The organism is Nocardia sp. NPDC051750 (genome assembly GCF_044453135.1).
Taxonomy (GTDB): domain Bacteria; phylum Actinomycetota; class Actinomycetes; order Mycobacteriales; family Mycobacteriaceae; genus Nocardia.
This window is the reverse complement of the sequence record NZ_JBITCK010000002.1, coordinates 430528-453529: the sequence shown is the minus strand read 5'-3', so window position 1 is coordinate 453529 and position 23002 is coordinate 430528. Positions and strand designations below refer to the sequence as shown.

Annotated in this window: 25 protein-coding genes and 2 pseudogenes; 11 read left to right on the top strand and 16 right to left on the bottom strand. The window is 67.5% G+C overall.

Annotation, left to right across the window (positions count from 1 at the left end):
- Nucleotides 1-4: 4 nt before the first annotated feature.
- A complete protein-coding gene (locus tag ACIA75_RS09320; protein WP_397101783.1) occupies nt 5-1264 on the bottom strand; it encodes a carotenoid oxygenase family protein in 1260 nt (419 codons plus the stop codon).
- A gap of 247 nt (nt 1265-1511) precedes the next feature.
- Between ACIA75_RS09320 and ACIA75_RS09315 the strand changes: the two genes are divergently transcribed.
- A complete protein-coding gene (locus tag ACIA75_RS09315; RefSeq protein WP_397103431.1) occupies nt 1512-2171 on the top strand; it encodes a GAP family protein in 660 nt (219 codons plus the stop codon).
- A gap of 244 nt (nt 2172-2415) precedes the next feature.
- On the opposite strand, the gene ACIA75_RS09310 is transcribed toward ACIA75_RS09315, so the two are convergent.
- Nucleotides 2416-2964 carry a DUF1062 domain-containing protein gene (locus ACIA75_RS09310; protein WP_397101780.1) on the bottom strand — a complete coding sequence of 183 codons (549 nt, stop codon included), beginning with the start codon at nt 2962-2964 and terminating at the stop codon, nt 2416-2418.
- Nucleotides 2965-3000: 36 nt separating this feature from the next.
- Between ACIA75_RS09310 and ACIA75_RS09305 the strand changes: the two genes are divergently transcribed.
- Entirely contained in the window at nt 3001-3435 is a 435-nt protein-coding gene (locus ACIA75_RS09305) for a transposase (protein WP_397101779.1), read from the top strand.
- A 49-nt stretch (nt 3436-3484) separates the two neighbouring features.
- Here ACIA75_RS09305 and ACIA75_RS09300 read toward each other — a convergent pair whose 3' ends face one another.
- Complete coding sequence (locus tag ACIA75_RS09300) at nt 3485-4204, bottom strand: GNAT family N-acetyltransferase (protein WP_397101776.1); 720 nt, start codon at nt 4202-4204, stop codon at nt 3485-3487.
- A gap of 171 nt (nt 4205-4375) precedes the next feature.
- Nucleotides 4376-5485 (bottom strand): DUF1152 domain-containing protein, encoded by a 1110-nt coding sequence (locus ACIA75_RS09295; protein ID WP_397101773.1) that lies wholly within the window; start codon nt 5483-5485, stop codon nt 4376-4378.
- On the opposite strand from ACIA75_RS09295, the gene ACIA75_RS09290 reads away from it, so the two are divergent.
- The 3 genes from ACIA75_RS09290 to ACIA75_RS09280 all read left to right on the top strand — a co-directional run bounded on the left by ACIA75_RS09290 (nt 5388) and on the right by ACIA75_RS09280 (nt 6754).
- Entirely contained in the window at nt 5388-5876 is a 489-nt protein-coding gene (locus tag ACIA75_RS09290) for a GntR family transcriptional regulator (protein WP_397101771.1), read from the top strand. The genes ACIA75_RS09295 and ACIA75_RS09290 overlap by 98 nt on opposite strands.
- Nucleotides 5831-6295: a GntR family transcriptional regulator gene (locus tag ACIA75_RS09285; RefSeq protein ID WP_397101768.1), complete on the top strand. Its 465-nt coding sequence runs from the start codon at nt 5831-5833 to the stop codon at nt 6293-6295. The genes ACIA75_RS09290 and ACIA75_RS09285 overlap by 46 nt, the downstream gene beginning before the upstream one ends.
- A 243-nt stretch (nt 6296-6538) precedes the next feature.
- Complete coding sequence (locus tag ACIA75_RS09280) at nt 6539-6754, top strand: hypothetical protein (protein WP_397101766.1); 216 nt, start codon at nt 6539-6541, stop codon at nt 6752-6754.
- Nucleotides 6755-7085: 331 nt separating this feature from the next.
- Here the strand turns inward: ACIA75_RS09280 and ACIA75_RS09275 are convergent, their stop codons facing one another.
- The 11 genes from ACIA75_RS09275 to ACIA75_RS09225 form a co-directional block, all read right to left on the bottom strand.
- Nucleotides 7086-8726 (bottom strand): ComEC/Rec2 family competence protein, encoded by a 1641-nt coding sequence (locus ACIA75_RS09275; RefSeq protein WP_397101764.1) that lies wholly within the window; start codon nt 8724-8726, stop codon nt 7086-7088.
- A 283-nt stretch (nt 8727-9009) separates the two neighbouring features.
- Nucleotides 9010-9921, bottom strand: a complete 912-nt coding sequence (locus ACIA75_RS09270; RefSeq protein ID WP_397101762.1) for a ComEA family DNA-binding protein — start codon at nt 9919-9921, stop codon at nt 9010-9012.
- Between the two features lie 262 nt (nt 9922-10183).
- Nucleotides 10184-11026 (bottom strand): DegV family protein, encoded by an 843-nt coding sequence (locus ACIA75_RS09265; protein ID WP_397101759.1) that lies wholly within the window; start codon nt 11024-11026, stop codon nt 10184-10186.
- Between the two features lie 3 nt (nt 11027-11029).
- Nucleotides 11030-11779, bottom strand: a complete 750-nt coding sequence (gene octT / locus ACIA75_RS09260) for a diglucosylglycerate octanoyltransferase (RefSeq protein WP_397103429.1) — start codon at nt 11777-11779, stop codon at nt 11030-11032.
- A gap of 154 nt (nt 11780-11933) precedes the next feature.
- A complete protein-coding gene (locus ACIA75_RS09255; protein WP_397101757.1) occupies nt 11934-12101 on the bottom strand; it encodes a hypothetical protein in 168 nt (55 codons plus the stop codon).
- On the bottom strand, nt 12091-12750 hold the full coding sequence (locus ACIA75_RS09250; RefSeq protein WP_397101755.1) for a histidine phosphatase family protein: 660 nt from the start codon (nt 12748-12750) through the stop codon (nt 12091-12093). Before ACIA75_RS09250 ends, ACIA75_RS09255 begins: the two co-directional genes overlap by 11 nt.
- The gene (rsfS, locus tag ACIA75_RS09245; protein ID WP_397101753.1) at nt 12747-13151 is read right to left on the bottom strand and encodes a ribosome silencing factor; all 405 of its coding nucleotides are present in this window, start codon (nt 13149-13151) and stop codon (nt 12747-12749) included. Before rsfS ends, ACIA75_RS09250 begins: the two co-directional genes overlap by 4 nt.
- A complete protein-coding gene (gene nadD / locus ACIA75_RS09240; RefSeq protein ID WP_397101751.1) occupies nt 13148-13822 on the bottom strand; it encodes a nicotinate-nucleotide adenylyltransferase in 675 nt (224 codons plus the stop codon). Before nadD ends, rsfS begins: the two co-directional genes overlap by 4 nt.
- A 96-nt stretch (nt 13823-13918) precedes the next feature.
- Complete coding sequence (locus ACIA75_RS09235) at nt 13919-15325, bottom strand: VWA domain-containing protein (RefSeq protein ID WP_397101749.1); 1407 nt, start codon at nt 15323-15325, stop codon at nt 13919-13921.
- Between the two features lie 2 nt (nt 15326-15327).
- Nucleotides 15328-16221: an AAA family ATPase gene (locus ACIA75_RS09230; RefSeq protein WP_397101747.1), complete on the bottom strand. Its 894-nt coding sequence runs from the start codon at nt 16219-16221 to the stop codon at nt 15328-15330.
- A 148-nt stretch (nt 16222-16369) separates the two neighbouring features.
- On the bottom strand, nt 16370-17632 hold the full coding sequence (locus ACIA75_RS09225; protein ID WP_397101745.1) for a glutamate-5-semialdehyde dehydrogenase: 1263 nt from the start codon (nt 17630-17632) through the stop codon (nt 16370-16372).
- Between the two features lie 65 nt (nt 17633-17697).
- Here ACIA75_RS09225 and ACIA75_RS09220 point away from each other — a divergent pair, with 65 nt between their 5' ends.
- The 6 genes and pseudogenes from ACIA75_RS09220 (at nt 17698) to ACIA75_RS09195 (ending at nt 22148) form a co-directional block, all read left to right on the top strand.
- Nucleotides 17698-18561 (top strand): ribokinase, encoded by an 864-nt coding sequence (locus tag ACIA75_RS09220; RefSeq protein WP_397101743.1) that lies wholly within the window; start codon nt 17698-17700, stop codon nt 18559-18561.
- A gap of 60 nt (nt 18562-18621) precedes the next feature.
- Nucleotides 18622-19035 carry a hypothetical protein gene (locus ACIA75_RS09215; RefSeq protein WP_397101741.1) on the top strand — a complete coding sequence of 138 codons (414 nt, stop codon included), beginning with the start codon at nt 18622-18624 and terminating at the stop codon, nt 19033-19035.
- A gap of 186 nt (nt 19036-19221) precedes the next feature.
- Nucleotides 19222-20049: pseudogene (locus ACIA75_RS09210) on the top strand (RtcB family protein); the annotation flags it as partial.
- 21 nt (nt 20050-20070) lie between these two features.
- A pseudogene (locus ACIA75_RS09205) lies at nt 20071-20793 on the top strand (hypothetical protein); the annotation flags it as partial.
- 72 nt (nt 20794-20865) lie between these two features.
- On the top strand, nt 20866-21465 hold the full coding sequence (locus ACIA75_RS09200) for an RtcB family protein (RefSeq protein WP_397103427.1): 600 nt from the start codon (nt 20866-20868) through the stop codon (nt 21463-21465).
- Between the two features lie 167 nt (nt 21466-21632).
- Nucleotides 21633-22148, top strand: a complete 516-nt coding sequence (locus tag ACIA75_RS09195) for a DUF4189 domain-containing protein (protein WP_397101739.1) — start codon at nt 21633-21635, stop codon at nt 22146-22148.
- 79 nt (nt 22149-22227) lie between these two features.
- Here ACIA75_RS09195 and ACIA75_RS09190 read toward each other — a convergent pair whose 3' ends face one another.
- Entirely contained in the window at nt 22228-22761 is a 534-nt protein-coding gene (locus ACIA75_RS09190) for a hypothetical protein (RefSeq protein ID WP_397101737.1), read from the bottom strand.
- Nucleotides 22762-23002: the final 241 nt, after the last annotated feature.

The window sequence follows — 23002 nt, the reverse complement described above, 5'->3', positions numbered from 1 at the left end:
TGTTTCACCGGTCGGGCAACCAGTTGCCGTGCAGCCCGAGCGGTACCCGGGCGGGCAGATGCACCCGCGCCACCGGGTCGCCGGTGAAATCCTGCGCGGCGAGAATCACCAGGTCGGCGGCATCGCGATGCGGATCGTGGACGTAGGTGAGCAGATACCCCTCGTCCTCCCCGGATCCCGCGGCGGCGAAGGCGGCTTCGCCCACCGCCTCACCGGCACCGAACCCGTGGACCTCGGCCGTGCCGCGCATCAGATCGTGCTTGACCAGGGCGTTGCTGAACGCACCGTCCGGTGTCGCCCCTTCCGCCACGAACGGAATCCCGTACAGGGCGGAGGCGGCCGAGTAACCGTACCGATGCGGACCGGTGGCATACGCATCGTTCACCCGCGGAAAATCCTGCGGCCGATCGTCGATGCGCCGCTGCTCGATCCCCTCCGCGGTGAGGGTCCAGCGGTCCAGGACGGGCCGGATCCCCCCGGGATCGGCAGGGTCGAACGGGCCCTCGGCCGTCACCACATCGACCACGATCGAATCGCCGTCGTCGTAGGCGTTGAGCGTATGGCTGACGTGCACCGGATCGATATCCAGCCAGCGCACCGGGCCGCCGGTCCGTGCCATCACTCCGACCCGGGTCGGATGGTCCGGCTGCCAGCGGCAGTCGAACCCGTCGAAACCCAGCGGCGTGTCCCACAGCACCACATGGTCCCGGGTCAACGCGAAATCGTGCAGAAACGGGGTCCGCGGCATCGGGACCGCGGTGGCCCGGACCAGATCTCCGCCGGCGCTCGTCACGATGTGCTGGACGAAGTCGCGGCCCGGCATATACGACAGCGCATGCAGTTCGCCGGTGATCGGGTCGTGCTTGGCGTGCGCACCGGCGGTGAATCCTTCGTTGGTGCCGCCCAGATCGCCTGCCCCCACCGTATTCAACTCGAAGTCCAGTTCGGCGGGTGGAAGGCCGCCTTCGGCCAGCGCGAAGACGCGACCGGCATGCTCGAGCACATGCACCATGGGTGCGAAGACCGGCATCCGCACGAAGCGGTTGCGGTACCACTCGGCCCGGCCGTCGCGCAGCCGTACGCCGTGCACCATGCCCTGGCCCATCCCCCAGATATGCACCGCGGGATCTTCCACTCCCAGCGGGTTCGGCCCGTTGCGCAGGTAGCGCCCGCTGAGCTCGTCCGGGATACGCCCGGTGACGGGGAGATCGAACGCGGTGATCTCTTCGGTGACGGGTGCGAAATGATTCTCCAGATACCTCATGTGGACACCGTATGTACCGGTAACGAAAAACCGTCTCCGAGAAGCACATTGACACCATGTGCACTAGTGCAGATCGATGCATGCACCCCGGGCGCGATGGCGGGCGACCGATACCCGGACGGCTGCGCCCGCGTGGCCGGACGAACCGGGATGCGGCAGGCACGGGGCGGTCACGATGGGACTACGACACAGGGTCGCGCCCACCGAACAGAAGGCGGCCCGGGTTTTCTGCTCTACCGTCCAGGGAATGGGCAATGTCCTGGGCGATCTGCTTCCGCTCGCGGTGGGTGTGGCGATCTCCCCCATCCCGATCGTGGCGGCGATTCTGATGATCCTGTCCGCCGAGGCCGGGAGTGCCGGTCGCGGATTCGCGGCCGGGTGGGTGACCGGTATCGCCGCGGTGACGGTGGTCGTGACACTGCTCGCGGGCCCACTGGGCGGGTCGGCGAATCGGGAACCTTCGGCGGCGGGGGCATGGCTGAAGATCCTGCTCGGGATACTGCTGCTGACCTTGGCCGTGGTGCAATGGCGCGCCCGCAAAGACACAGAGATACCCGGGTGGATGCGCGCAATCGACGACCTCACCGTGCTCCGGGCCGCCGAGCTGGGTGCGGTGCTGTCGGCGGTGAATCCGAAGAACCTGCTGCTGTGCCTGTCCGCGGGTGTGGTGATCGGGTCCAGCGGCACCGGTTTCGGCGGCCAGATCGTCGCGATCGTCGTGTTCACCGTGCTCGCCGCGTCCAGTGTGCTGGCGGTGATCCTCGGGTACGCCCTGGCCGCGGACCGGCTACGCGGCCCTCTCGACCGGCTGCGGACCATGCTGCAGGACAACAACCACGTCGTGCTGGCGATCGTGCTTCTCCTCATGGGCGCGGTCGTCCTCGGAAAAGGTCTCGGCGGGCTCTGAACCGCGGCGCGGACACGGTGACAGCGATCCTGGGCAGGGCATCCCTTATTTCGACTGGGTCGATTCCTCAGCCGGGAACCGATGCGCGCTGATCAGGGGGTTGAGACTGGCAGAGGCGCGTATGCAACCGCCTATTCGTGGCGCCCAAGTGATCGAGAATCCCCCGAAGAACGTCATGGGCCGATCGCCTGCAAGCCTGTCCGGTGGGTCTTTGTCAGACAGGCTCGCAGGCCACAACGAGGGCTCAGCGTTTAAGCGTGAAGGTGAAGTCGCCGGAGAGCTTGCTGCTCAATCGGACTGCCGAAACCAGGTTCCCCTCCGCGAGGAGTCTCTCGACCTCGGCCCGCGAAAGGCCGAAACCTTCAGCGACTAGTCGCGTCGGCCGGACCGCGATCCGGGCCGCAAAATGGACCGAGACGTCGATTACCTCTCGGTCCATGTGGTCGGACCCGCCTGTGTCGAGGCGCCAGGCGTTGTCCCAGTCGAGGGCGATGCGGTTACGACGCTGCACGGCCGGGTCCTGGAGCAGCTCCGCCGTCAGGCCGGGGTCGTTGTCATACAGCCGGTCCAGCAGCTGAGGTCGAATGGAGCGCACATTCACCCGCTCCAGGACTGTGAGCTTTGCGGTCTCCCTGTAAACGGTACAGAGCGCGAGGAGCCATGCGTCGATGAGCTTATGGTTTGCGTTGACTCGGAATTTTCCGCTCGTCCGGAAGCGCTCGGACGCGCACGCGTGGCAACGGCGGAGAACGAGCGGTAGGCAAGTGGGCACGACCACCCAGATTTTGAGCATAGAAGGTCGCGCGGAGGGTTCACCACCAAGTTGCACTTGGCGGTCGAGCAGGGCCAGAAGCCCATGTCGATCGTGGTCACGGCATGGCAGCGCGGGGACTCGCCGCAGCTCGAGCCCGTGCTGGCGAAGGTCCGTGTGCCCCGCCTCGGGCCGGGCCGGCCGCGCGTCCGCCCCGGTCGCGTGCGCGCTGACAAGGCGTACGCCTCCCGCAAGAACCGCGCCTACCTGCGCCGCCGTGGCATCCGCTGCACCATCCCGGACAAGGCCGACCAGGCGCGCAACCGCAAGAAGCGTGGCTTCCGCGGTGGTCGGCCGCCCGAGTCCAGCGCCGAGGACTACAAGGCTCGGCATGCCGTCGGGGCGGCTTCAAACCGCCTCAAAAGGAACCGAGCTGTGGCCACGAGATACGACAAGCTCGCGGGCCGCTACGAGGGCACTGTCCTCATAGCGGCTATCAACGAGTGGCTGTGACCGGTCCATTCAAGGATGGCGGACGGACAGCCCGTGGGGTCTTGGCGGTTCAGGGGCTGATGGCATGTTCGACGAACTGGCCGCAGGAGCGGAAGCCCAGGCGGCGGTAGACGGGCTCGCCGTCGGCCGACGCCTGCAGGACCGCGATGCGGTGGTCTCGCTCGCGGGCCGTGCGGAGGGCCGCGAGCGTGATAGCGCCGCCATAGCCGCGCCGGCGGTGGGCGGCCAGGGTGGAGATGTTGTAGATGCCGGCGACTCCCGCGTGGTGGAACACCTCGGCGGAGCAGACCGGACGGTTCTCCACGTAGCCCACCAGGTACCGGGCCGGGCAGGTCGCGGCCAGTGCCTGCGAAGCGGCCTGGGCGAAGAAGCGTCGGACGGTTTCGGCGGGCGGGTTCCAGTTCGCGGCGAGGACTGTGGCGTAGTGGGCGAGCTGTTCGGATGTGGTCACGCTCCGGATGTCCAGTCCCGGGATGACGGGAGGCGACAGGGTGTCGTCCAGTTCGGCCCACATCGCCGTCTCGCGTTCGGACACCGGCAGACCGGCCGCCGTCAGGCGGGCGGAGAGGTCCGCCGGCGTCGAAGCGGGCCCCACCCACCAGGAGAAAGGACGGCCGGTACCGGCCAGCGTCTCCGCAGTCTTGGTGATGCGGGCCGTGACGTCGGCGGCGGTGAAGCGGGCCGCGGCAACGATGTTGAACGTGTCGTCGTCCAGGCCGCTGTCCGCGACCAGGAGGTCACCAGCCTCTGTGACGGTCGCGCCAGACATACTCCGGTGCAGATGACAGGCGTGTTCCGCCAGGTTCCGTTCCATCCTGTCCGGCAAGTCGGCTTCGTCAGAGGCGAAATCATTCATGGCGATTGATCCCAGCACGACCGGGCGAAGATCGCATGCCATTTGGCAGCGTCGCGCCGACGACCAGCACTTTCGATACACGCCCTAATGCCCCGGCCGCCGCAAGTTTTGCAACGGATGGACCAGGTACAACGGCGGTTTGAAGTTGTCCGATCGACTTTCCGCCAGCTGGATGCGTAATGCTTCGGTCGCGGCTGGTTCAGTGGCGGAAGCCAGTTCTATCACGCGCCGTATCGTGAGGGCATCCACGCTGCGGGCGTCCGCATCAGTCGCGTAGCGGTCTATGACGTCGAGCGCGTCTCGGTCCGGACGCCGCGGGCGGCGGCGGTGGGCCAGCCGATCGCGTTCGATATCGATATCGCTGTACCCTCGCCGCTCGCGCAACAACTGCTCGATCTCGTCGAGAGACGATGTCGACGCGACGAGCGCCGACAGGGAAGACTGCGCGAGGGCATCAGCGGCAACCTGGTATATGCGCGTAGCGGCGCTGGTGACGTCGACGACAACTCCACGCTGTGTCTCCACAAAACCACGCCAGCCGGATGCTGCGACGGCAAGCAGAGAATTGGCCTCCGACGGATGCCACGACCAGATACCGGCGAACGCGTCCACATCCGCGGCTGTCAGGGTGCCGGAATCCGCTGCGCCGAAGGCGTTCAACCGGCCGTCGAGTTCCGTACGGGACAATTCGCCGTCGAGGCCGACCCCAGCGACGAGCACCCGAGTCGGCAGTCCGGACATGATCGCGGCGGCCAACGCAACAGAGTCGGCAAGCGGGCTGCGCAAACCCGGCTCATCTCCGGCAGCCAGAATATCGCCACCCGTGTCGATCACCACAAGCTCGTCGGCATCGAATACCGCTGCTGCGCACCTGACTTGATGTGCCAACCCGGTGGTCCCGGGCCGAATGTCCATAAGGAGCAGCGGCTGAGCAACATGCTCCGCGAGGCGCGGGAGCGTCGATTGCCCTTCGGCGCGCAGCGACGATGTCGGCAACACCTCGGACACTCCGCCGTGATCGATCAACCCCCGGAAGTCTGCCCGCGCTCTGGGGCCGGGCTCCGGGTCGATCATCAGCCGATCCCATGAGTAGGCCATGATGGCTGCCACGCCCAGCGCCGGCATCTTGTGGGCGAGCACGGCCGCCGTGACCGCGTCTCCCCCGCCTCCTGCTGCGATCGCTATTGCTGTCATCGTTCGTCAACCAATCCGCGACTTCTACACTGGCCACTGGCATACGGTGATCAAGCGAAGGATGCAGTTGCCCGAGATCGAAGAGGTACTTCCGAAGTACCTGCAAATCGCAGGATACCTGCGGGATCAGATCGTTCGTGGCGACCTGTCTCCCGGTGCGGAGGTCCCATCCGTACGTGTACTGGCTGCCACCTGGGGCGTTGCCCGGCCAACGGCAACCAAGGCATTGCAGGCACTACGCCAGCAGGGTCTGGTCGAATCGCGCCGAGGGTCCGGAACGTACGCGAACCACACGCCGCCCCACGAGCTCGGGAGCGATACGAGCGCGCGGCCGCCCTGGGCACGATGTACTCCGACACCGAGCGCGTCGAGTTCCCGTTCGTCGGCATAGCGGCTGCGCCGCAGTATGTCGCGACCGCCCTCGGGCTCGACGAGGGTAGTCGGGTAGTGCAACGACGAAGGGTCATACACAACACTGGAAGTGGGCCGATCGAGCTGTCTACCTCGTGGTTTCCGGCGGCATTGGCCGATTCTGCGCCACGATTACTGGTCGCCGACCGGATCCGAGGCGGCACTCTCCCGTATCTTGCAGATTCTCTCGGAATGCATGCCGCCTACGCTCGCGACCAGGTATGCGCTCGGCTTGCCAGTGATGACGAGCGGGCGGTACTCGGGCTACCGGAGACCTCACCGGCTTTGGTCTATTGGCTGGTGGCTTTCGACTCGGACGACCACCCGATTCAGTTCGACGAGGCGGTCTACCCACCGGAACGGTGGTCGTTCCGCCAGGAGTATCCGATAAATTTCTGAGCGAAGCCGGTACTACGTGGAATTTTTCCCGTCTCCGATAAGTGTCCTATGACACTTACATTGGTTGTGGCGTAGTTCACTTGCGCGACCCCGATCGTCGACGCACTCCTCTTCAGCACATCCACGCGCGCCCTCGAGTCCGACTTCGGCCGGGACTGTCACCACAAAACACCCACAAACACCCTGAGGTCTCCCCTGACTGAGACGCATCACCTCCCTGTCCGGATACCGCACAACGGCGCCATGCACGCCACACTCCAGGTGTGGCACAGCCAGGACCGCGGCCTGATCCAACGAACCCTCGACGGCCTGCGGTCACTCGACCGGCCCGCTACCTGTCGATCCACGGACCCGATCCGCGGATATGCCCACGCACACCAGGTCATGGCCACCCATGCCACACACCACTGCCCCCGCTACACCGTGGCCGCAGAGTACGCGCAGCAGGCTCGGTCGTGACCCGACGCCGCGCAATCGTGTTGCGCCGCAGAGACTCCGACCCCCAATCCGTCGATGAACTCGTTGATCGCCACCAGCTCGACGTCGTTTTCGTCGCTGTCGTCGACTCAGAACACCCTCGGCTCACCGCGATGATCGCTGCCCGGCACATTGCCGAGAACCGCGGAGAAGTAGTGGTCGTCCCCCACCTCACCGGCAATACAGTTCGGGGAGACCGAGGGTGGCGAACCGTCGTCGAACTATCGGATGTGATCACCTCTATCGGCGTGATCACTCCGTTCTGCCTGTAAACCACGAACACAACACCGAAAGATCAGAACAGCATGATGTTTCATGGCCAGTTTCCCAGCCAGATGATCAGTGAGAGGTACGCGACAAGGAAGCCCAGAGCACCCGCCAGCAGGAATCGCCGGAATCCGGGCAGCCGGAGCGCACCGATCCCGCCGGCGACCAGCACGGCCGCGAGCAGCCCGCCGGGCGTACCTCCGGGAACAGTGACCACCGCGCCCGGTACAGCGGCCGCCTCGGTGGCGACCGTGAGCAGCCACCACAGTGGGGGTCCGCTGAGTTTCACAACCAACTCGGCGAGCGCGGGCCACCAGGTGCCGACGGCCCCGGCCACTGCACCGAGAACGGTAACCGGGGCAATCACCGGGGCCACCAGAATATTCGCGACGACCGCCACGAGGCTGAGCTTGCCGGAAAGCGCGATCGTGATCGGGGTGGTGACCACGAAAGCCGCCGCGGCTACGGCAACCAGTTCCGCCGGCAGGCGCCACCAGCCCCGCTCGCGGAGGTGGTCGGCCCAGCTCGGTGCGAGAAGCAGCAAGGCGCCGGTAGCCAGGACCGACAGCGCGAACCCCGCCTGAACCGCGAGCGCCGGCCAGATCGCGAGCAATCCGATCACGGCGGCGCACAGAGCCGGTAGGGCCTGTTTACGGCGACCGGTCAGCAGAGCGAGCAGCGTGACCGCCCCCATGGCGGCGGCCCGCAGGACGCTCGGGTCGGGCCGGGCGATGATCACGAAGAACACCAGTGCGGTCGCCGTGATCACAAAGGACAGCCGCGGACCGCAGGTGAGCACCCGCGCCAGCGCCAGCACGGCGGACAGGACCACAGAGAAATTTGCTCCGCTGACGACACACAAGTGCTGCAATCCGGCAGCCACGAAGTCCGCGTGCACTTGATCGGACAGGCCCGAGGTATCCCCGACGACCAGCGCGGGCAGAAGTCCGGCCGCGTCCGGACCGAGCGCGGCGCCGGCGACCGTCGCCAGATCGGAACGCACCCCCTGCGCCATGGCCTGCCACCACGGCAACCCACCGGCGAGGGCCGGTGCACCGATCGGGCGCAGGGTGACGACCGTCAGATCGTGTTGCCGCGGCGGTATCGTCCGGGCGCGGAATTCGATCGGCTGCCCGGGTAGCAGTTCGCCCCAGTGGGGCCCGGCAGCCAGGACCACCACCGCACCGCCCGCTCGGACCACGCCGTCCCGATACCGGAACTCCCGCAGTTCGGCCCGCATCACCCATAATCGGCCGGATCCGGAACCGCTCCCCCGCACCGGTTTCGGATCGTCGGTGGGTGTGATCACCACGTGCACGCTCGCTTCGTCGGGCACTGTTCGGAGCGGGTGGACGCTCACCTGGTGTTCGCGCCATGCCGCGGCCGTCGCGAACCCCGCGCCCAGCACAGCGGCACCCAGTACCGTCGTCACGATCACGCGGCGCCGTTCGCTGTGGTGCGCGATCCCGATCCACAGCAGCGCCCAGCACGCGAAGGCCACCACCGTCAGACCGACCGCCACGCCGACTCCGGTTACCCATCCCGCGCCCACGGCCGCGATGGTCACGAACCAGCAGATGCCGGCGGCCGGGAGCAGCCGGGCATCCAGTACCGGCCGGGTGCCGCCGGAATCGCCGGCCGGCCGTCCGGCGGGTTCCGGGACTTCCGTGCTGCGCCGGCCCGTCACCGGTGCAGTCGCGCGGTCGCCCGTACAACCCACCAAAGGAACCGGAGACCGGGGTCACCCACCCGCCGCGAGCCGGTGAAGTCCCGGGAAAACGCCGTGCACGCGCCCCGGATACCGGCTTCTCTCAGCGCCCCCGCACCTACTGCGCGCCTGCCCGCCCGCCGGTACCCGGCGTGACCTGTGTGCACTGCCCAGTGGCGACCCCGGATATCCGAGACGAGCCCCGGCACCGACGTTCGCAGCGACCGACGCGGCGTGCCCGGTCGCGTGCTGTGTCCCCCGGTCACACCGTCACCAGCTCGCGGAGGCGGGCCAGCCGGGCCGGGCCGATCCCGTCCACCTCGGAAAGCTGTTCTATCGCGGTGAACCGGCCGTTCGTCTCCCGCCAAGCAATGATCGCCTTCGCGGTGACCGGACCGACGCCGGGCAGGGCGTCCAGATCGGCCTCCGTAGCGGTGTTCAGGTCCACCGGAGTTCCGGCAGCTGCGGGTGCCGATGCTGCCGAGCTGGCCGATCCTGGCGTACCTCCCGTTGCTGTACCACCACTCACGGTGGCGCTACCGGCCGGCGGCAGTGCGGGGTCGCCGGCTCCGACCCGTACCTGGTCACCGTCGGCGAGGCGCTGGGCCAGGTTGAGGCCGGCCAGGTCGGCGCCGTTTCGCGCACCGCCGGCGGCGGCGATCGCGTCGGCGACCCGGGCGCCCGGTGGTAACCGCACGAGACCGGACCTGTGGACCAGCCCGACCACACTCACCACCAGTTCGGCCGGCGGCTGGGCGGGCCCCGGCTCCGGATTCGGCCCGTCGGGCGGAGTTCCGGGCTCCGGTACCGCGGCGGGCAAGGCTGCGGGGTGCGCGGCCGGTAGCGGCGGAACAGGTTGCGGGACGGGCCGCTCCCAGAAAACCACCACCAGCGTCACCAGGAGAGCGACGAGGCCGATACCCGCCATGGTCGCCGTACCGTGGCGTCCCGGGTCCAGCCGCGCGCCCTGGAACCGCTGGGGTATCAGGCGTTCTCGCCAGGTGAGCGGCACCGGCTCATCGTCGAGCCAGCGGGGTGTACGTACGCCGTCGTCATCGTCGGTGAGTGCGGTATCCGGGGGCGGTGTGCCGATTCCGGGATCATCGCCCGGGCTGCCCCCGAAATATCTGCCCAGTTGCCGGTGGACTCGTTCCCGCTCGTCTTGTCGTGGCATGCTCGCGACGCTAGGTCGCCGTGAGTGCCTATCCGGCTGCCCTACCAGGTATTTCGATAAACCTGTGGACAACGCGGGCCTGTGGACAACCGTGCATCACCGGAACAAGGCACCGCGCCGTGTCCAGTGGACAACCCCTACTTCACCGGTCGAACCGAGCTCGACGCCTGCCGGCACCGGTACCGAGACGTGCCCCTGCTGTGTCGTACGCGCTGTTCCGGCCCTGCTGCGTCGCGCCGGCACGGCCGCAGAATGCCCTTCGTCAGCCCCATCCGCCGGGGAGCACCAGCACCCCGACCGCACCGACCCCGAGATGTACCCCGAGTGCGGGACCGAATTCCGCGGTGAGGATCTCCCGGACGTGCGGGAGACGTTCCCGGAGCTGGGTTGTCACCGTTTCGGCGGCCTCGGCCGCGTCCAGATGCTGCACCCCGAGCACGGCCTCGCCGGAGCCGGCCGCCGCAACGGCCGCCGCCACCAGCTTCGCGACCGCTTTCGAGCGCGTGCGCACCTTTTCCCGCAGTTCCAACCGACCCTGTACCAGCTGCAGGATCGGTTTGCTCACCAGTTCACTGGCGAAGAATCCCGCGGCGGTGCTGAGCCGCCCGCCGCGCCGGAGTTGCTCGGTCCGGTTGACCACGATGAATGTGTGCGAATTCTCCGCTGCCGTCACGGCTGTCCGGTGCACCACGTCCAGCGGTGCACCGGCAGCGGCGGATCGTGCGGCGGCCAGCGCCGGTAAGCCCGTTGCCAGGCCCGCGCCGAGCGAATCCACCAGCCGCACCGAACTCTCGGCACCCATATCCCGGACCGCCTGCCGGCCCGACTCCCAGGTGGCCGACAACTGCCGGGAGAGATGGACCGCGACCACCCCGTCGCCGCCGCTGCGCGCCAGCGCTTCGGTATAGGCGTGCCGGAGTTCCCCCGGGGACGGCGCGGACGTGCTGACGGCGTCCGAGCTGTAATCGATAGCGAGGTCGTCGATGCCTTCCCGAACGGCCTTGTCGCCCACCAGGACATGCAGGGGCACCACGTCGATGCCCAATGCGCCGATCAGGTCCGCTGGCAGGCTGGCGGACGAATCGGTGACGACTACGACCGCCACGTCTCACCCCACCTCGCGCAGTGTTTTCACCATCGCTTTGGCGACCTCCGAATGGCCGTCCCACCCCCAGTGGATGCCGTCGGGGTTGGCGTCGCCGGAGAAGATGTTGTCGTGCACGGCGGCCTTCAGGTCGACCAGCGGCACACCGGTGCGCGCCGACCACGCCTCGAGAGCGCGGACCGCCGGTTCCCGGCCGCTGTGCACCCGCCCGTAAGCCTCGCAGTCGTGCACCGACGGCAGCACCGCCACCATCGACAGGTCGGGCCGTAACTGGGCCAGCGCGGTACGGCATTGTTCCAGGTAGTCCACGCTCGCCTCCGGCGGCAGCGCCACCCGGCGGCCCAGTTTCGCCGCTCTGGGCTGGACCCACTGATAAGCCGACCGCACCACCCGGCGCAGGCCGGGCGGCCGGACATACCGGATCAGTTCCCGCAGCGCCGTAGGTAGCGGCGAAGGCAGCGAATCCATACCGCCCACCGCGAAAACCACCGCGCCGGCATGCGGTACGGCCGCCCAGATCCGCGGGTCGCCGATCAGCGCCCAGTAGGCGTCCCGGCAGGTCCAGCCGATGCGGGCGACGAGTTCGACCTCCCAGTCGAGCTCGCTCGCCACCAGATTCGGCCAGATCCCGGGATGGTCCGCGGGCAGACCGCCTTTCGGCCCGTAGTAGGACAGTGAGTCGGCGATCACCAGCAGCACGGGCCGCCGGGCCGCCGGGCCGCCGTCCAGCGGAGCCGCGCCCGGACCGTCCAGTGGGGCAGCAGTGACGTCCACGGCCGATCCGGTTCGCGTGTGCTCGGGATCGGCGGGCGAACCGGGCACCGGCACGGCCGATTCCGGTGGCCCGGTGGTTCCCGGCTCACTCGAACGATCCGACGTGGCTGTCACTGCGGAGCCCTCCTGATGATCAGACTGCCTTCCGGATATCGCCGCCGTCGGTGTCCTCGGCGTCTTCGGCGAGCTGCGGTTCGGGCGCCGGGCCGAACAGCGCATCGGGCAGCGCACGTTCCGGTTTCGCGGAAACCCGCTGGAACAGTTCGTCCGGGATATGCCGGTTCAGGTCTTCAGATGACATCGGGTGCTACTTTCGCCGCTGCGTTCCACACATCGAGACGCCAGCCGGGCTTCTCGATGCTCGGACCGTGACTACTCAGCTGCACCCAGCTGGCGTTGGCCAGGCCCCCGAGGGCCGGCCAATTGCGAGGCGGCAGGTCGAGCAGCGCGGCCGTGAGCGCGGCGATCAGCCCGCCGTGCGCAACGAGAATCATAGTGGCGCCCGGCCAATCCCGCCGCTCGGCGAACAATTCCTGCACTACAGGCAGTGCGCGGGCGCCGACCTCGAGCTTGGATTCACCGCCCGGCGGGGTGTAGGTGGCGTCCATCCGCCATTCCAGGCGAGCGCCGGGGTACTGGGCATCGACCTCGACATCGCCCATCCCCTGCCACTCACCCAGGTGGGTTTCCCGCAACCGCGGCTCCCGGACCACCTCCAGGCCGGAATGCTCGGACAGTGCCTGCGCGGTCTCGTAGGCACGGGTGAGATCGGACGAGATCAGGCCGACCGCCTTGTGGGACACCAGCTCCCGTGCGGCTTCCTTGGCCTGCCGCCGACCCAGATCGGTGAGGTCGGTGTCGATCTGGCCCTGCATCCGGTCGTTGGCATTCCATTCGGTTTGCCCGTGGCGCAACAGGATCAGGGTGCGCGCACCGGTTTTCTGTGTCACTCGGTATCTCCAGCACTTTCCTCATCGGCGTCACGCGGACCACCGATCCCCTCGACCGGAACGACGGGGCAGTCTTTCCACAGCCGTTCCAGCGCATAAAAATTACGTTCCTCGTTGTGCTGGATATGCACCACCACATCGATGTAGTCCAAGAGTGCCCAGCGGCCCTCGCGGGTCCCTTCCCGGCGAACCGGCTTGTGCCCGGCCGCGCGCAGTTTCTCTTCGACATTATCGACGATGGCGTTCACCTGGCGCTCGTTCGGCGCCGAAGCGATCACGAAACAATCGGTGATCACCAGCTGCTCGGAGACGTCGAGCACCACCACATCGGCGGCCAGTTTCTCGTCCGCGGCCAGCGCGGCCATGGTCGCCATCTGCACAGCCTCGGCCGTCGCAGTCATGTGGTACCCCCTGAGGCCTGGTTCACGCTTTCCTTACCTTCCGCTTGTTCCGGCACGTAGAGGTGCCGTTTCGATATGTATTGCACGACGCCGTCCGGCACCAGGTACCACACCGGCCGGCCCTCGGCCGAGCGGCGACGGCATTCGCTCGACGAGATGGCCAGCGCCGGGATCTCGATCATCGTGACCGCGTCGTCGGGCATTCCCCGCAGGTGTTCGGCCAGATGGTCGATATTCAGCTCGTACCCCGGCCGGCTGACACCCACGAATTTCGCCAGTTCGAACAGTTCGGCCCAATCCTGCCAGGTGAGGATGCTGGCCAGCGCATCCGCCCCGGTGATGAAGTAGAGCTCGGCACCGGGATGCTGCGCGTGCAGATCGCGCAGGGTGTCCACCGTATAGGTGACCTTGCTCCGGTCGATATCGGCCCGGCTCACCGAGAACCGCGGATTGGACGCGGTGGCGATCACCGTCATGAGGTACCGGTCCTCGGCCGGGCTGACCAACCGGCCGGACTTCTGCCACGGCTGGCCGGTCGGTACGAACACGACCTCGTCCAGGTCGAACCGTTGCGCGACCTCGCTGGCCGCGACCAGGTGCCCATGGTGGATGGGATCGAAGGTGCCGCCCATCACCCCGAGCTTGGGTCCGCCCCGGCCTGTTCCACGCATGAGTGTCGAGCTTAACGGGTCGGCCGTAGGGCCCTTCCGAGCGATCAGCATTCGACTATGGGTTCGTCGGCGAACCGCGGCGGCCGGGATATCGCATCAGACCGGCAGCAGCCGGGAAACCACGGCTGTCAGCTGGGACGCGGACCGGCATTCGTGCATGTCGATGACCTGCTGATAGCGGTCGGCGGCGGAGTCGCCGGACCCCCAGTTCTGCCGCGGTTCGGGGTTCAGCCAGTGCGCATGCTTGGCGACCGCGACCAGATCGGACAGGGTGGCCAGTTCCGGGTCGCGGTAGTTGGTGCGGGCGTCGCCGAGGATCAGCAGCGCACTCCGGCTGGTGACCGCGTCGGGGAATTCCTCGGCGAAGCTGGTCAGCGCGCTGCCGTAGTCGGAGTGCCCGTTGAAACCGACGATATCGGCCTCGGCGAAAATACGCTGCATGGCCTCGTCCAGCTGCGTATGGGGGTCGAAGAACCGGGTGACCTCGTCGGTGTGATCGACGAAGGCGAAGATCCGCACCTTCGAGAACTGCTCCCGCAGGGCGCTCACCAGCAGCAAGGTGAAATTGCTGAACCCGGCGACCGAACCGGAGACATCGCACAGCAGGACGAGCTCCGGGCGGCCGGGCCGGGGTTTGCGGTTCACCAGGTCGATCGGTACGCCACCGGTCGACATGGACTTGCGCAGGGTTTTGCGCAGATCGATCTCGCCGCGTTTGGCATGCCGCCGGCGGACGGCCAGCCGGGACGCCAGAATCCGCGCGAGGCGCTGGGTACTGCGTTTCAGCTCGGCCAGCTCGCTCTGCGAAGCCCGCAAGAAGTCCACGTCCTCGGCCTGCCGCGGCACGCCGTAGGAGGCGACCCGCTCCCGGCCGATCCGTTCGGCCACCCGCCGCCGGGTTTCCGCCTCCACGGTGCGGCGGAATTTCTCGATCCGGGTCCGCGCGGCCCGGCGGGCGATCTCGGTGTCGAAATCGCTCATCCCCGGCGTGGCCATCCCGGCCAGGATCTGCGCGAGCAGCGTCTGCGGCTGTACCTCCTTGAGCGCCTGATAGGACGAGAACGACGCGCCGCGTGCCGACTGATATTGCCCGAGCTGTTCCACCAGCTGCGCGGCCATCAGCGCCTGCGCGGCCCCGGAATTCTCGTCGGCGAGCATTTCGGCCAGCATTTTGCGCAGTTCGGACACATCGAGCCGGCCATCCGGCAGGTACGGCAGCTCGACCTCCGCGGCCGCGTCACGCTCGCCGATCGCGAGCGGGAACCACAGATCGAACAGCCCGTCGTAGGTGGCGCGGTGGGTGGTGCGGCGGAGCAGGGAGCAGGCCAGACCTTCCCGCACGGCTTCCCGGTCCATGAGGTCGAGCACGGACAGCACCCGGCCCGCATCGACCGTTTCGGAGGGGCCCACCGGGATCCCGCGGGCACGCAGCGCCTCCACGAAACCCACCAGATGTCCCGGCAGCCCGTGCGGGGCCAGGGGCCGGTCCTCGGTGACCGCCATGATCAGGCCGGTTTCAGCTCGGCCAGCGCGCGCTGGTGATCGCTGCGGTGCTTGAGCACCACGCCGAGAGTTTCGCGGACGGTGGTGTCGTCGAGCTCGGTGTGGCCCAGCGCCAGGAGTGTGCGCGCCCAGTCGATCGATTCGGCGACCGAGGGCAGTTTCTTCAACTGCATACCGCGCAGCACATGCACGACCCGCACCAGCTGCGCGGCCACCGCCTGCGGGAGCTCCGGCACCCGGCTGGCCAGGATGCGCCGCTCCAGATCTTCGTCCGGGAAATCCAGGTGCAGGTACAGGCAGCGCCGTTTGAGCGCCTCGGACAGTTCGCGGGTGGCGTTGGAGGTCAGCACCACGAAAGGTTTACGGGCGGCGGTGATGGTGCCCAGCTCCGGGACGGTGACCGCGAAATCGCTGAGGATCTCGAGCAGCAGCCCCTCGATCTCCACATCGGCTTTATCGGTCTCGTCGATGAGCAGCACCGTCGGATCCGTGCGCCGGATCGCGGTGAGCAGCGGCCGCGACAGCAGGAACTCCTCGGTGAACACATCGGCCTTGGTCTCGGCCCAGTCGTTCTCGCTGGAGGCCTGGATCCGCAGAATCTGCTTGGCGTGATTCCACTCGTAGAGCGCGCGGGCTTCGTCCACACCCTCGTAGCACTGCAACCGCACCAGTTCGGCATCCGCGGTCTGCGCCACCGCGCGCGCCAGCTCGGTTTTGCCGACACCCGCGGGGCCCTCGATGAGCAGGGGTTTGCCCAGGCGATCGGCAAGGAAAACCGAGGTAGCGGTCGCTTTGTCGGCCAGATATCCGGTGTCGGCGAGGCGGTCCACCACCTCGTCGACCGACGCGAAGATCGGCGCCTGAACCGGCGGTGTGGGGGAACTCGCGGGCTCCATGGGCGTCCTTCCGTCGAACTCTGCCCATCCCACGCTACCGGGCACCTGTCCAGCAGGCCTCGTCCCCCGTGGCCAAGAGACCCAGCTCACCGCCGAGCCGTCCTGCCGGACAGTTCGCCCGGTGAGTCCCTGTGTCGAGCGGCGCCGATTACACCGGCCGGATCTGACCCGAACCGCGGACGACCCACTTCGACGAGGTCAGTTCCGGCAGCCCCATCGGTCCGCGGGCGTGCAGTTTCTGCGTGGAGATACCGATCTCGGCGCCGAACCCGAACTGCTCACCGTCGGTGAAGGCGGTCGAGGCGTTCACCATCACCGCCGCGGCGTCCACCCGGCGGCTGAACTCGTCGGCCGCCGCCAGCTCGCCGGTGACGATGGCCTCGGTATGACCCGTCCCCCAGGTGTTGATGTGATCCACGGCGGCGTCGAGATCGTCGACCACCTTCACCGCGATATCGAGGGTCAGGTATTCCTCGCCCCAGTCCTTGTCGGTGGCCGGGATCATCCCGTCGAGATCACCGTGCAGGGTGACCCCCTTGTCGGCCAGCGCCTTGCCCAACCGTGGCAGCGCGGTGTCGGCGATGGCGGCATCGATCAGCACCGTTTCGGCGGCATTGCACACGCTCGGCCGGCGGGTTTTGGCGTTGATCAGGATCTCTTCGGCCATATCCAGGTCGGCACCGGAGTGGACGTAGACGTGGCAGTTGCCGGTGCCGGTCTCGATGGTCGGCACCTTGGCATCTCGGACCACGGCGTTGATCAGGCCCGCACCGCCGCGCGGGATCACCACATCCACCAGCCCCCGCGCCTGGATCAGGTGGGTCACGCTGGAACGGTCCGCGCTGGGCAGCAGTTGGACGGCATCGGCCGGCAGCCCCACTCCGGTCAGCGCGTCCCGCAGCACCGCGACCAGCGCGGCGTTGGACCGCGCCGCCGAGGACGACCCGCGCAGCAGCGCCGCGTTCCCGGATTTCAAGGCCAGGCCGAAGGCGTCGACCGTGACATTCGGCCGGGCCTCGTACACCATGCCGACCACGCCGAGCGGCACCCGGACCTGCCGGATCTCCAGCCCGTTCGGCAGCGTCGAACCGCGCTCCACCACGCCCACCGGGTCCGGCAGGGCGGCCACCTGACGCAGACCCGAGGCGATACCGTCGACCCGGTCCTTGGTCAGCCGCAGCCGGTCCAGCAGCGAATCCTCGGTGCCGGCCGATTTCGCGGCGACCAGATCTTCGCCGTTCGCCTCCAGAACCGTCTCGGCGGCGGCCAGCAGCGCGTCCGCCGCGGCGTGCAGCGCCTCGTTCTTCTGCGACGTGGTCAACTGGGCGAGTACCCGGGACGCGACCCGGGCCCGGCGCGCGGCCTCGTGCACGGCTTCACGCATATCGAACTCGGTGGTCTCTGCCGTCATGGCTATACAGCCTACGCACCCGGAAAACCGGATTTCACGGGCGTTCGCGCGTTACGTTCTCCCTCGTGACCATTCCGCTGATCGCCGTGCTCGGCAGTATCAACATGGACCTGGTGACCACCACCGCGATCCGCCCCGCGCCGGGTGAGACGGTGCTCGGGAGCGGCTTCGCGATGGTCCCCGGCGGTAAAGGCGCCAATCAGGCCATCGCGGCGAGCCGGGCCGGCGGGCAGGCGATGTTCCTGGGCGCGATCGGCACCGATGTGTTCGCGCCGCGGCTGCGCGCGGTGCTGACCGAATCCGGCGTGGACACCACCTGCCTGCGCACCATCGAGGGTCCGAGCGGGATCGCGACGATCGTGGTCGACGATTCCGGCGAGAACAACATCATCGTCGTGGGCGGCGCCAATACCGCGATGACCGGCCTGAGCGCGGCCGATCTCACCGCCGTCGCCGCCGCCGACATCCTCGTATGCCAGCTGGAGATCCCGCTCGCGACGGTGACAGCGGCCGTCCGCCATGCGCACGCACACGACACCACAGTGATCCTCAATCCTTCTCCGGTACAGCAGCTTTCCGATGAAGTGTGGGATCACGTGGATGTCGCGGTGGTCAACTCCGCTGAGGCCGACCACCTGGGCGGTGTCCTCGACCGGGTGCCGCATCTGGTGGTCACCCTCGGCGCGGACGGCGCCCGGCACCGCGGCCCGGACGGCGCGGTGAACACAGTCGCGGGGCCGGCGGTCGAGGTGGTCGATACGACCGGTGCGGGCGACACCTTCACCGGGGCGCTCGCTGTGCGGTGGGCGCAGGGACCCGCTACCGCTCTGCGCTTCGCCTGCGCGGCGGGCTCGCTGGCCACCACCATGCTCGGTGCCAGCGCGGCGATCCCGTGGCGCGCCGATATCGAGGCCATGCTCGAACCGTGAGATCCGACCGTTCCGACGATCAGACCCGGGCAGCGGGCAATTGCTCGCAATACTGAAACTGTGGAAACCTGGAATGAGATGGCGAGTTCGGCGGAAGCCCGCCAGGACTGGGATGCGGCGATTTCCGCGGTCAGCACCTACGCCGAGTGCTACAGCCCCGACCACACCCGGCATCGTGCGCATCTGTGGCATATGGATCTGCTCGCGCAGGCCGGTCGCTTGGACGAGCTGGCCGCGCGAGGTAGGACCGACGTGCACGCCAGACGCAAACTCGACCGCTTCCTGTACGAGAACGGGCGCGACAGCGACCTCCGGAAGCGGGCCCGGAACGGGGACAAATCAGCGCTGTACTACCTCCTGCGCTTGCTTCGTCAGCGCGGGGAGCAGACCGCCGCTGAGCAGGTAGCGGCCGAGATCGATGGATCCGACGAGTACGCGCACCGGCTGGCGACCGAACCCCTGACCGCTACGTGATCCCGCGACGCAAGCGGTGAGCCGAATGTCGGGCACAGTCCGTGCCGGCCTCACCTCGACATCGGTCGATCCACCGCGATGGATGCGTATCGATGCCGCCCGAAAATCGGATGCCCTCCGCCCCTCCCTCGGCCTACCGTGAAGTACGGAGGCGGACATCGGTCCGCCGAACGGAAGGATCGAGAAATGTTTCCCGTCGAGCTGTCCGGAACCCGGGCACGGACGTTGATGTGGGCCCAGGAGAACGAGATCGATGCGGCGGCGCTGCAACAGCTGCGCAATATCGCGCGGCTGGAATGGGTCCACGGTGTCCGCGTCATGCCGGATGTGCACCTCGGGAAAGGCGCCACGGTCGGCTCCGTGATCGCGATGCGCGACGCGGTCGCCCCCGCAGCGGTCGGGGTCGATATCGGATGCGGGATGGAGAGCGTGCGCACCGACCTCACCGCCGCCGACCTGCCCGACGATCTGCGCGCCCTGCGCTCCGCGATCGAGGCGGCGGTGCCGGTAGGTTTCGGCGCCCACAAGAACCCCGTCCAAGTGACCAAGCTGGCGCCCGGGCCGTCGGGCGTCGCCACCCCGACCCTGCGCACCGGCTGGGACCGGTTCTGGTCAGCCTTCGGCGACCTCGACGAGGCAGTTGCACCGCGGGAATCCAAGGCGCACAAGCAGATGGGTTCGCTGGGCTCCGGCAACCACTTCATCGAAGTCTGCCTGGACCAGGACGACCAGGTATGGATCCTCCTGCACTCCGGTAGCCGCAATATCGGCAAGGAAATCGCCGAGCGGCATATGGCGGTGGCCCGTAAGCTCCCGCACAACCAGAACCTGGTCGATCGTGATCTCGCGGTATTCCTGGCGAACACCTCGGAGATGACCGCGTACCGGCACGACCTGACCTGGGCGCAGGAGTACGCGGCCCGCAACCGCGCGGTCATGCTGGCGCTGGTGTGTCAGGCGGTACGGGACCAGTTCCCGACCCGGGACGTGCGCTTCGATACGCCCATCTCGTGCTTCGCTGGCGAGACTTTGGTGATGACCGACCAAGGCGACCGCCCGATCGCCGAATTGGCCGGCAAGACCCACCTGCTCTTGACCGAGGGCGGCAAATGGGTGAAAGCTCCTGTCGAGTCGTTCGGGTCTCAGCCGATCTGGGAAGTAACGATCGGGCGATTTGGCCAGAAACGCACCATTCGGACCACAGCCGAGCATCGTTGGCTGCTCCGGCCGAAGGTCGCGCACAACCGGACCGAAGCAATCACCAAAGAGTTGCGCATCGGAGACCGCCTCGCCTACACCTACCCTGAACGAGCGGATAATCTTCAGCCGTCTCGCGAGGGAGTTACACGCGGCTTCGTCTTCGGCGATGGCACCATGTTCGGCGGATCGCTCGCTTACGCAATCTTCTTCGGCCGGAAAGACGAAGCACTATTGCCCTACTTCGACAATATCGAACGCTTGCGGAGCTACTACTACACCTACTCAGCCGAGACCGGCCGAAAAGCCCACGTAAAGCCAGATGACGTTGCAGCGGCTCTTGAGCGTGGCAAGTCGGTGCAGCAATACAAGAGGTTGCCAGGGTTTCCACGTGAATGGAAACTCGACTACCCGCCGCTGGAGGGTGCGGACTCCGATCTCTATGGCTGGCTCGCCGGCTACTTCGCCGCAGATGGTGAGGTCAGTAAGACGGGCCGCCCCGCGATTTGGTCCGCGAACCGCGATCACCTGGAATTCTTCAAAGCTGCTTGCGGTGTCCTCGGCATCTTCACCTTGCCGATCCGACGCAGGGTGCGTGTTGGGTTCGGCACAGCACCTTCCGAAATATTCGTCATGGGGATTTCACGTAACGACCTCACCCCGGAATTCTTTATCCATAGCAATCACCGATCGAGGTGGGATGCCAACCGCACGGCTGTAGAACGGCGTGGTTGGATTGTCCGTTCGGTCGTGCCCACCAATGATGTGGAGGAAGTTTTCTGCGCCGTCGTCGAGGGCACGCATAGCTTCGCATTGGCGGACAACATTCTCACGGGAAACTGCCACCACAACTATGTGGCAGAGGAAATGATCGACGGAGTCCCGATGCTGGTGACCCGTAAGGGTGCGGTCCGGGCGGGTGCAGGCGATATGGCACTCATCCCGGGTTCCATGGGTACCCGCTCGTACGTGGTGCGCGGTAAGGGCAACCCGGAGTCGTTCCAGTCCGCGTCACACGGCGCGGGGCGGCGGATGAGTCGTAACGCGGCCAAGCGGCAGTTCAGCGTGGCTGATCTGGTCGCCCAGACCGAGGGCGTGGAGTCGCGCAAGGACGCGGGTGTCCTGGACGAGATCCCGGCCGCCTACAAGAACATCGACGAAGTGATCGACGCCCAGCGCGATCTGGTCGATGTGGTGGCGACCCTGCGCCAGGTGCTCTGTGTGAAGGGCTGACAGTGTGACGGGCCGGCTGGTTCCGGCCCGTCACACTGGTTCGGTCGCTCGCGAACCCGGCGCGGCACCGCTCGGCCGGTATGCGTGAGCCTTTCTTATTTTCTGGACACTTCGGACCTGGTCGGCAACAATCGCCCCGGGATGTAATTCTGAACCGGGGAGATTCGATGACTTTGCCGCGGCCCTTGTCGCGCATGCTGGCCGGACTGGCCGGCGTAACTTGCGTTACTGCACTTACTTTCGTCATGGCCGGTTCGGCCGGCGCCGCGCAGAGCGGGGTCGAGATCACCAAAGCTGCGGGCTATCAGGCCAGTTCGGTCGACGGCGGGTTTTCGGCGAGCGACGGCAACCTCTATGGCGCGCTTGCTATTTCGCACAGCACCGCGCGGGTCTCGTCCGCGGTGAACTATGGCAGTTGGGCGGCTGCCGACAACGCTGCCGTCGCGGAATGCGGAGTCTACGACTGCCAGGTGGTGGTGCACTTCGCCAATGCGTGCGGGGCGGTCGCGCAGGGTGCGAACTACCGTTTCGGATGGGCCTGGGATGCCGATCGCGCGGGTTCCGAACGCCGGGCAGTCGACGTGCTCGGCATGAGTGCGCCGCCGTTCCCGGACTTGGGTAGCGCGTCACCACGCCCCGCGCGGGTGATCCTGTCCGCTTGCACGGACACCGCCGCCGGTTAACTCTGCCGATTCGGGAACAGGCGATAGTCGTGATCGGCCGCCCAGGTACACACCTGGGCGGCCGATCACGTCGATATGCTCAGCCGCCCTCGAGCGGAGCGTGAGCCTCCCCCGGCTCAGCTTCGGCAGCCGGGGTGAGCCTGCGGCGGAGCAGCGCGGCGGTGAATCCGACGCCGAACAGCAGGACACCGAACAACAGCACCACCCCGCCCGACAGCCAGCTGTGCAGCGCGCGATCCAGGTCGGCGGGCAGTCCCGGCACCGCTGAGATGAGCCGGAAGGTGTGCGCGGGCGCCGCGATCTGGACCAACCCGGGCACGATGCCCCATACCAGTCCGGCGATCATCGCCGCGGCCGGAGCATAGATCGCCAGCGCCGCGACCAGCAACAACAGCACCGCGGCAAGCACCGACTGGGCCGGGCCGACCCAGCGATCGGTCGCGTCCCACCACCGTCCGGCCAGACCGGCTCCATTCGCGGCGATGCCGATCGCTACCGGCGTGAGAACCAGCGCGATCAGCGAGACGGCGACCGTCCGCCGGAGCCCGCGCGGAAATCGGCGAGCCGCACCCGGCTGTGCCCCAACGGCCCGTTGCTCGACGGGATCGGACATCCACCACTCCTCCGGACGGTCGGCGCACCCAGCGCAGCCATTGTCGCTGCCACCCGAGGAGAGCTCGCGCGAACCCCTATCCAGTCGGGGTTCACCGGCATTCATGGTCGGCCCGGCGCCGGGAGCGATCCGCGGACGGCGACCATCACCGAGGTGCTCGACGACGAATGGTGGTCGACGGGGCCGAAACATTCGTCACTCGCGAAAGCCGAAACGCCATCGGATGGCGGTCGTGCTGGTC

Bases quoted from the DNA above. Each gene is read 5' to 3' on its own strand.
- ACIA75_RS09320 (WP_397101783.1), bottom strand. From the start codon at position 1,264: ATGAGGTATCTGGAGAATCATTTCGCACCCGTCACCGAAGAGATCACC.
- ACIA75_RS09315 (WP_397103431.1), top strand. From the start codon at position 1,512: ATGGGCAATGTCCTGGGCGATCTGCTTCCGCTCGCGGTGGGTGTGGCG.
- ACIA75_RS09310 (WP_397101780.1), bottom strand. From the start codon at position 2,964: ATGCTCAAAATCTGGGTGGTCGTGCCCACTTGCCTACCGCTCGTTCTC.
- ACIA75_RS09300 (WP_397101776.1), bottom strand. From the start codon at position 4,204: ATGTCTGGCGCGACCGTCACAGAGGCTGGTGACCTCCTGGTCGCGGAC.
- ACIA75_RS09290 (WP_397101771.1), top strand. From the start codon at position 5,388: ATGATGGCTGCCACGCCCAGCGCCGGCATCTTGTGGGCGAGCACGGCC.
- ACIA75_RS09295 (WP_397101773.1), bottom strand. From the start codon at position 5,485: ATGACAGCAATAGCGATCGCAGCAGGAGGCGGGGGAGACGCGGTCACG.
- ACIA75_RS09285 (WP_397101768.1), top strand. From the start codon at position 5,831: ATGTACTCCGACACCGAGCGCGTCGAGTTCCCGTTCGTCGGCATAGCG.
- ACIA75_RS09280 (WP_397101766.1), top strand. From the start codon at position 6,539: ATGCACGCCACACTCCAGGTGTGGCACAGCCAGGACCGCGGCCTGATC.
- ACIA75_RS09270 (WP_397101762.1), bottom strand. From the start codon at position 9,921: ATGCCACGACAAGACGAGCGGGAACGAGTCCACCGGCAACTGGGCAGA.
- ACIA75_RS09255 (WP_397101757.1), bottom strand. From the start codon at position 12,101: ATGTCATCTGAAGACCTGAACCGGCATATCCCGGACGAACTGTTCCAG.
- rsfS (WP_397101753.1), bottom strand. From the start codon at position 13,151: ATGACTGCGACGGCCGAGGCTGTGCAGATGGCGACCATGGCCGCGCTG.
- nadD (WP_397101751.1), bottom strand. From the start codon at position 13,822: ATGCGTGGAACAGGCCGGGGCGGACCCAAGCTCGGGGTGATGGGCGGC.
- ACIA75_RS09235 (WP_397101749.1), bottom strand. From the start codon at position 15,325: ATGGCGGTCACCGAGGACCGGCCCCTGGCCCCGCACGGGCTGCCGGGA.
- ACIA75_RS09230 (WP_397101747.1), bottom strand. From the start codon at position 16,221: ATGGAGCCCGCGAGTTCCCCCACACCGCCGGTTCAGGCGCCGATCTTC.
- ACIA75_RS09225 (WP_397101745.1), bottom strand. From the start codon at position 17,632: ATGACGGCAGAGACCACCGAGTTCGATATGCGTGAAGCCGTGCACGAG.
- ACIA75_RS09200 (WP_397103427.1), top strand. From the start codon at position 20,866: ATGGGGATTTCACGTAACGACCTCACCCCGGAATTCTTTATCCATAGC.
- ACIA75_RS09195 (WP_397101739.1), top strand. From the start codon at position 21,633: ATGACTTTGCCGCGGCCCTTGTCGCGCATGCTGGCCGGACTGGCCGGC.
- ACIA75_RS09190 (WP_397101737.1), bottom strand. From the start codon at position 22,761: ATGTCCGATCCCGTCGAGCAACGGGCCGTTGGGGCACAGCCGGGTGCG.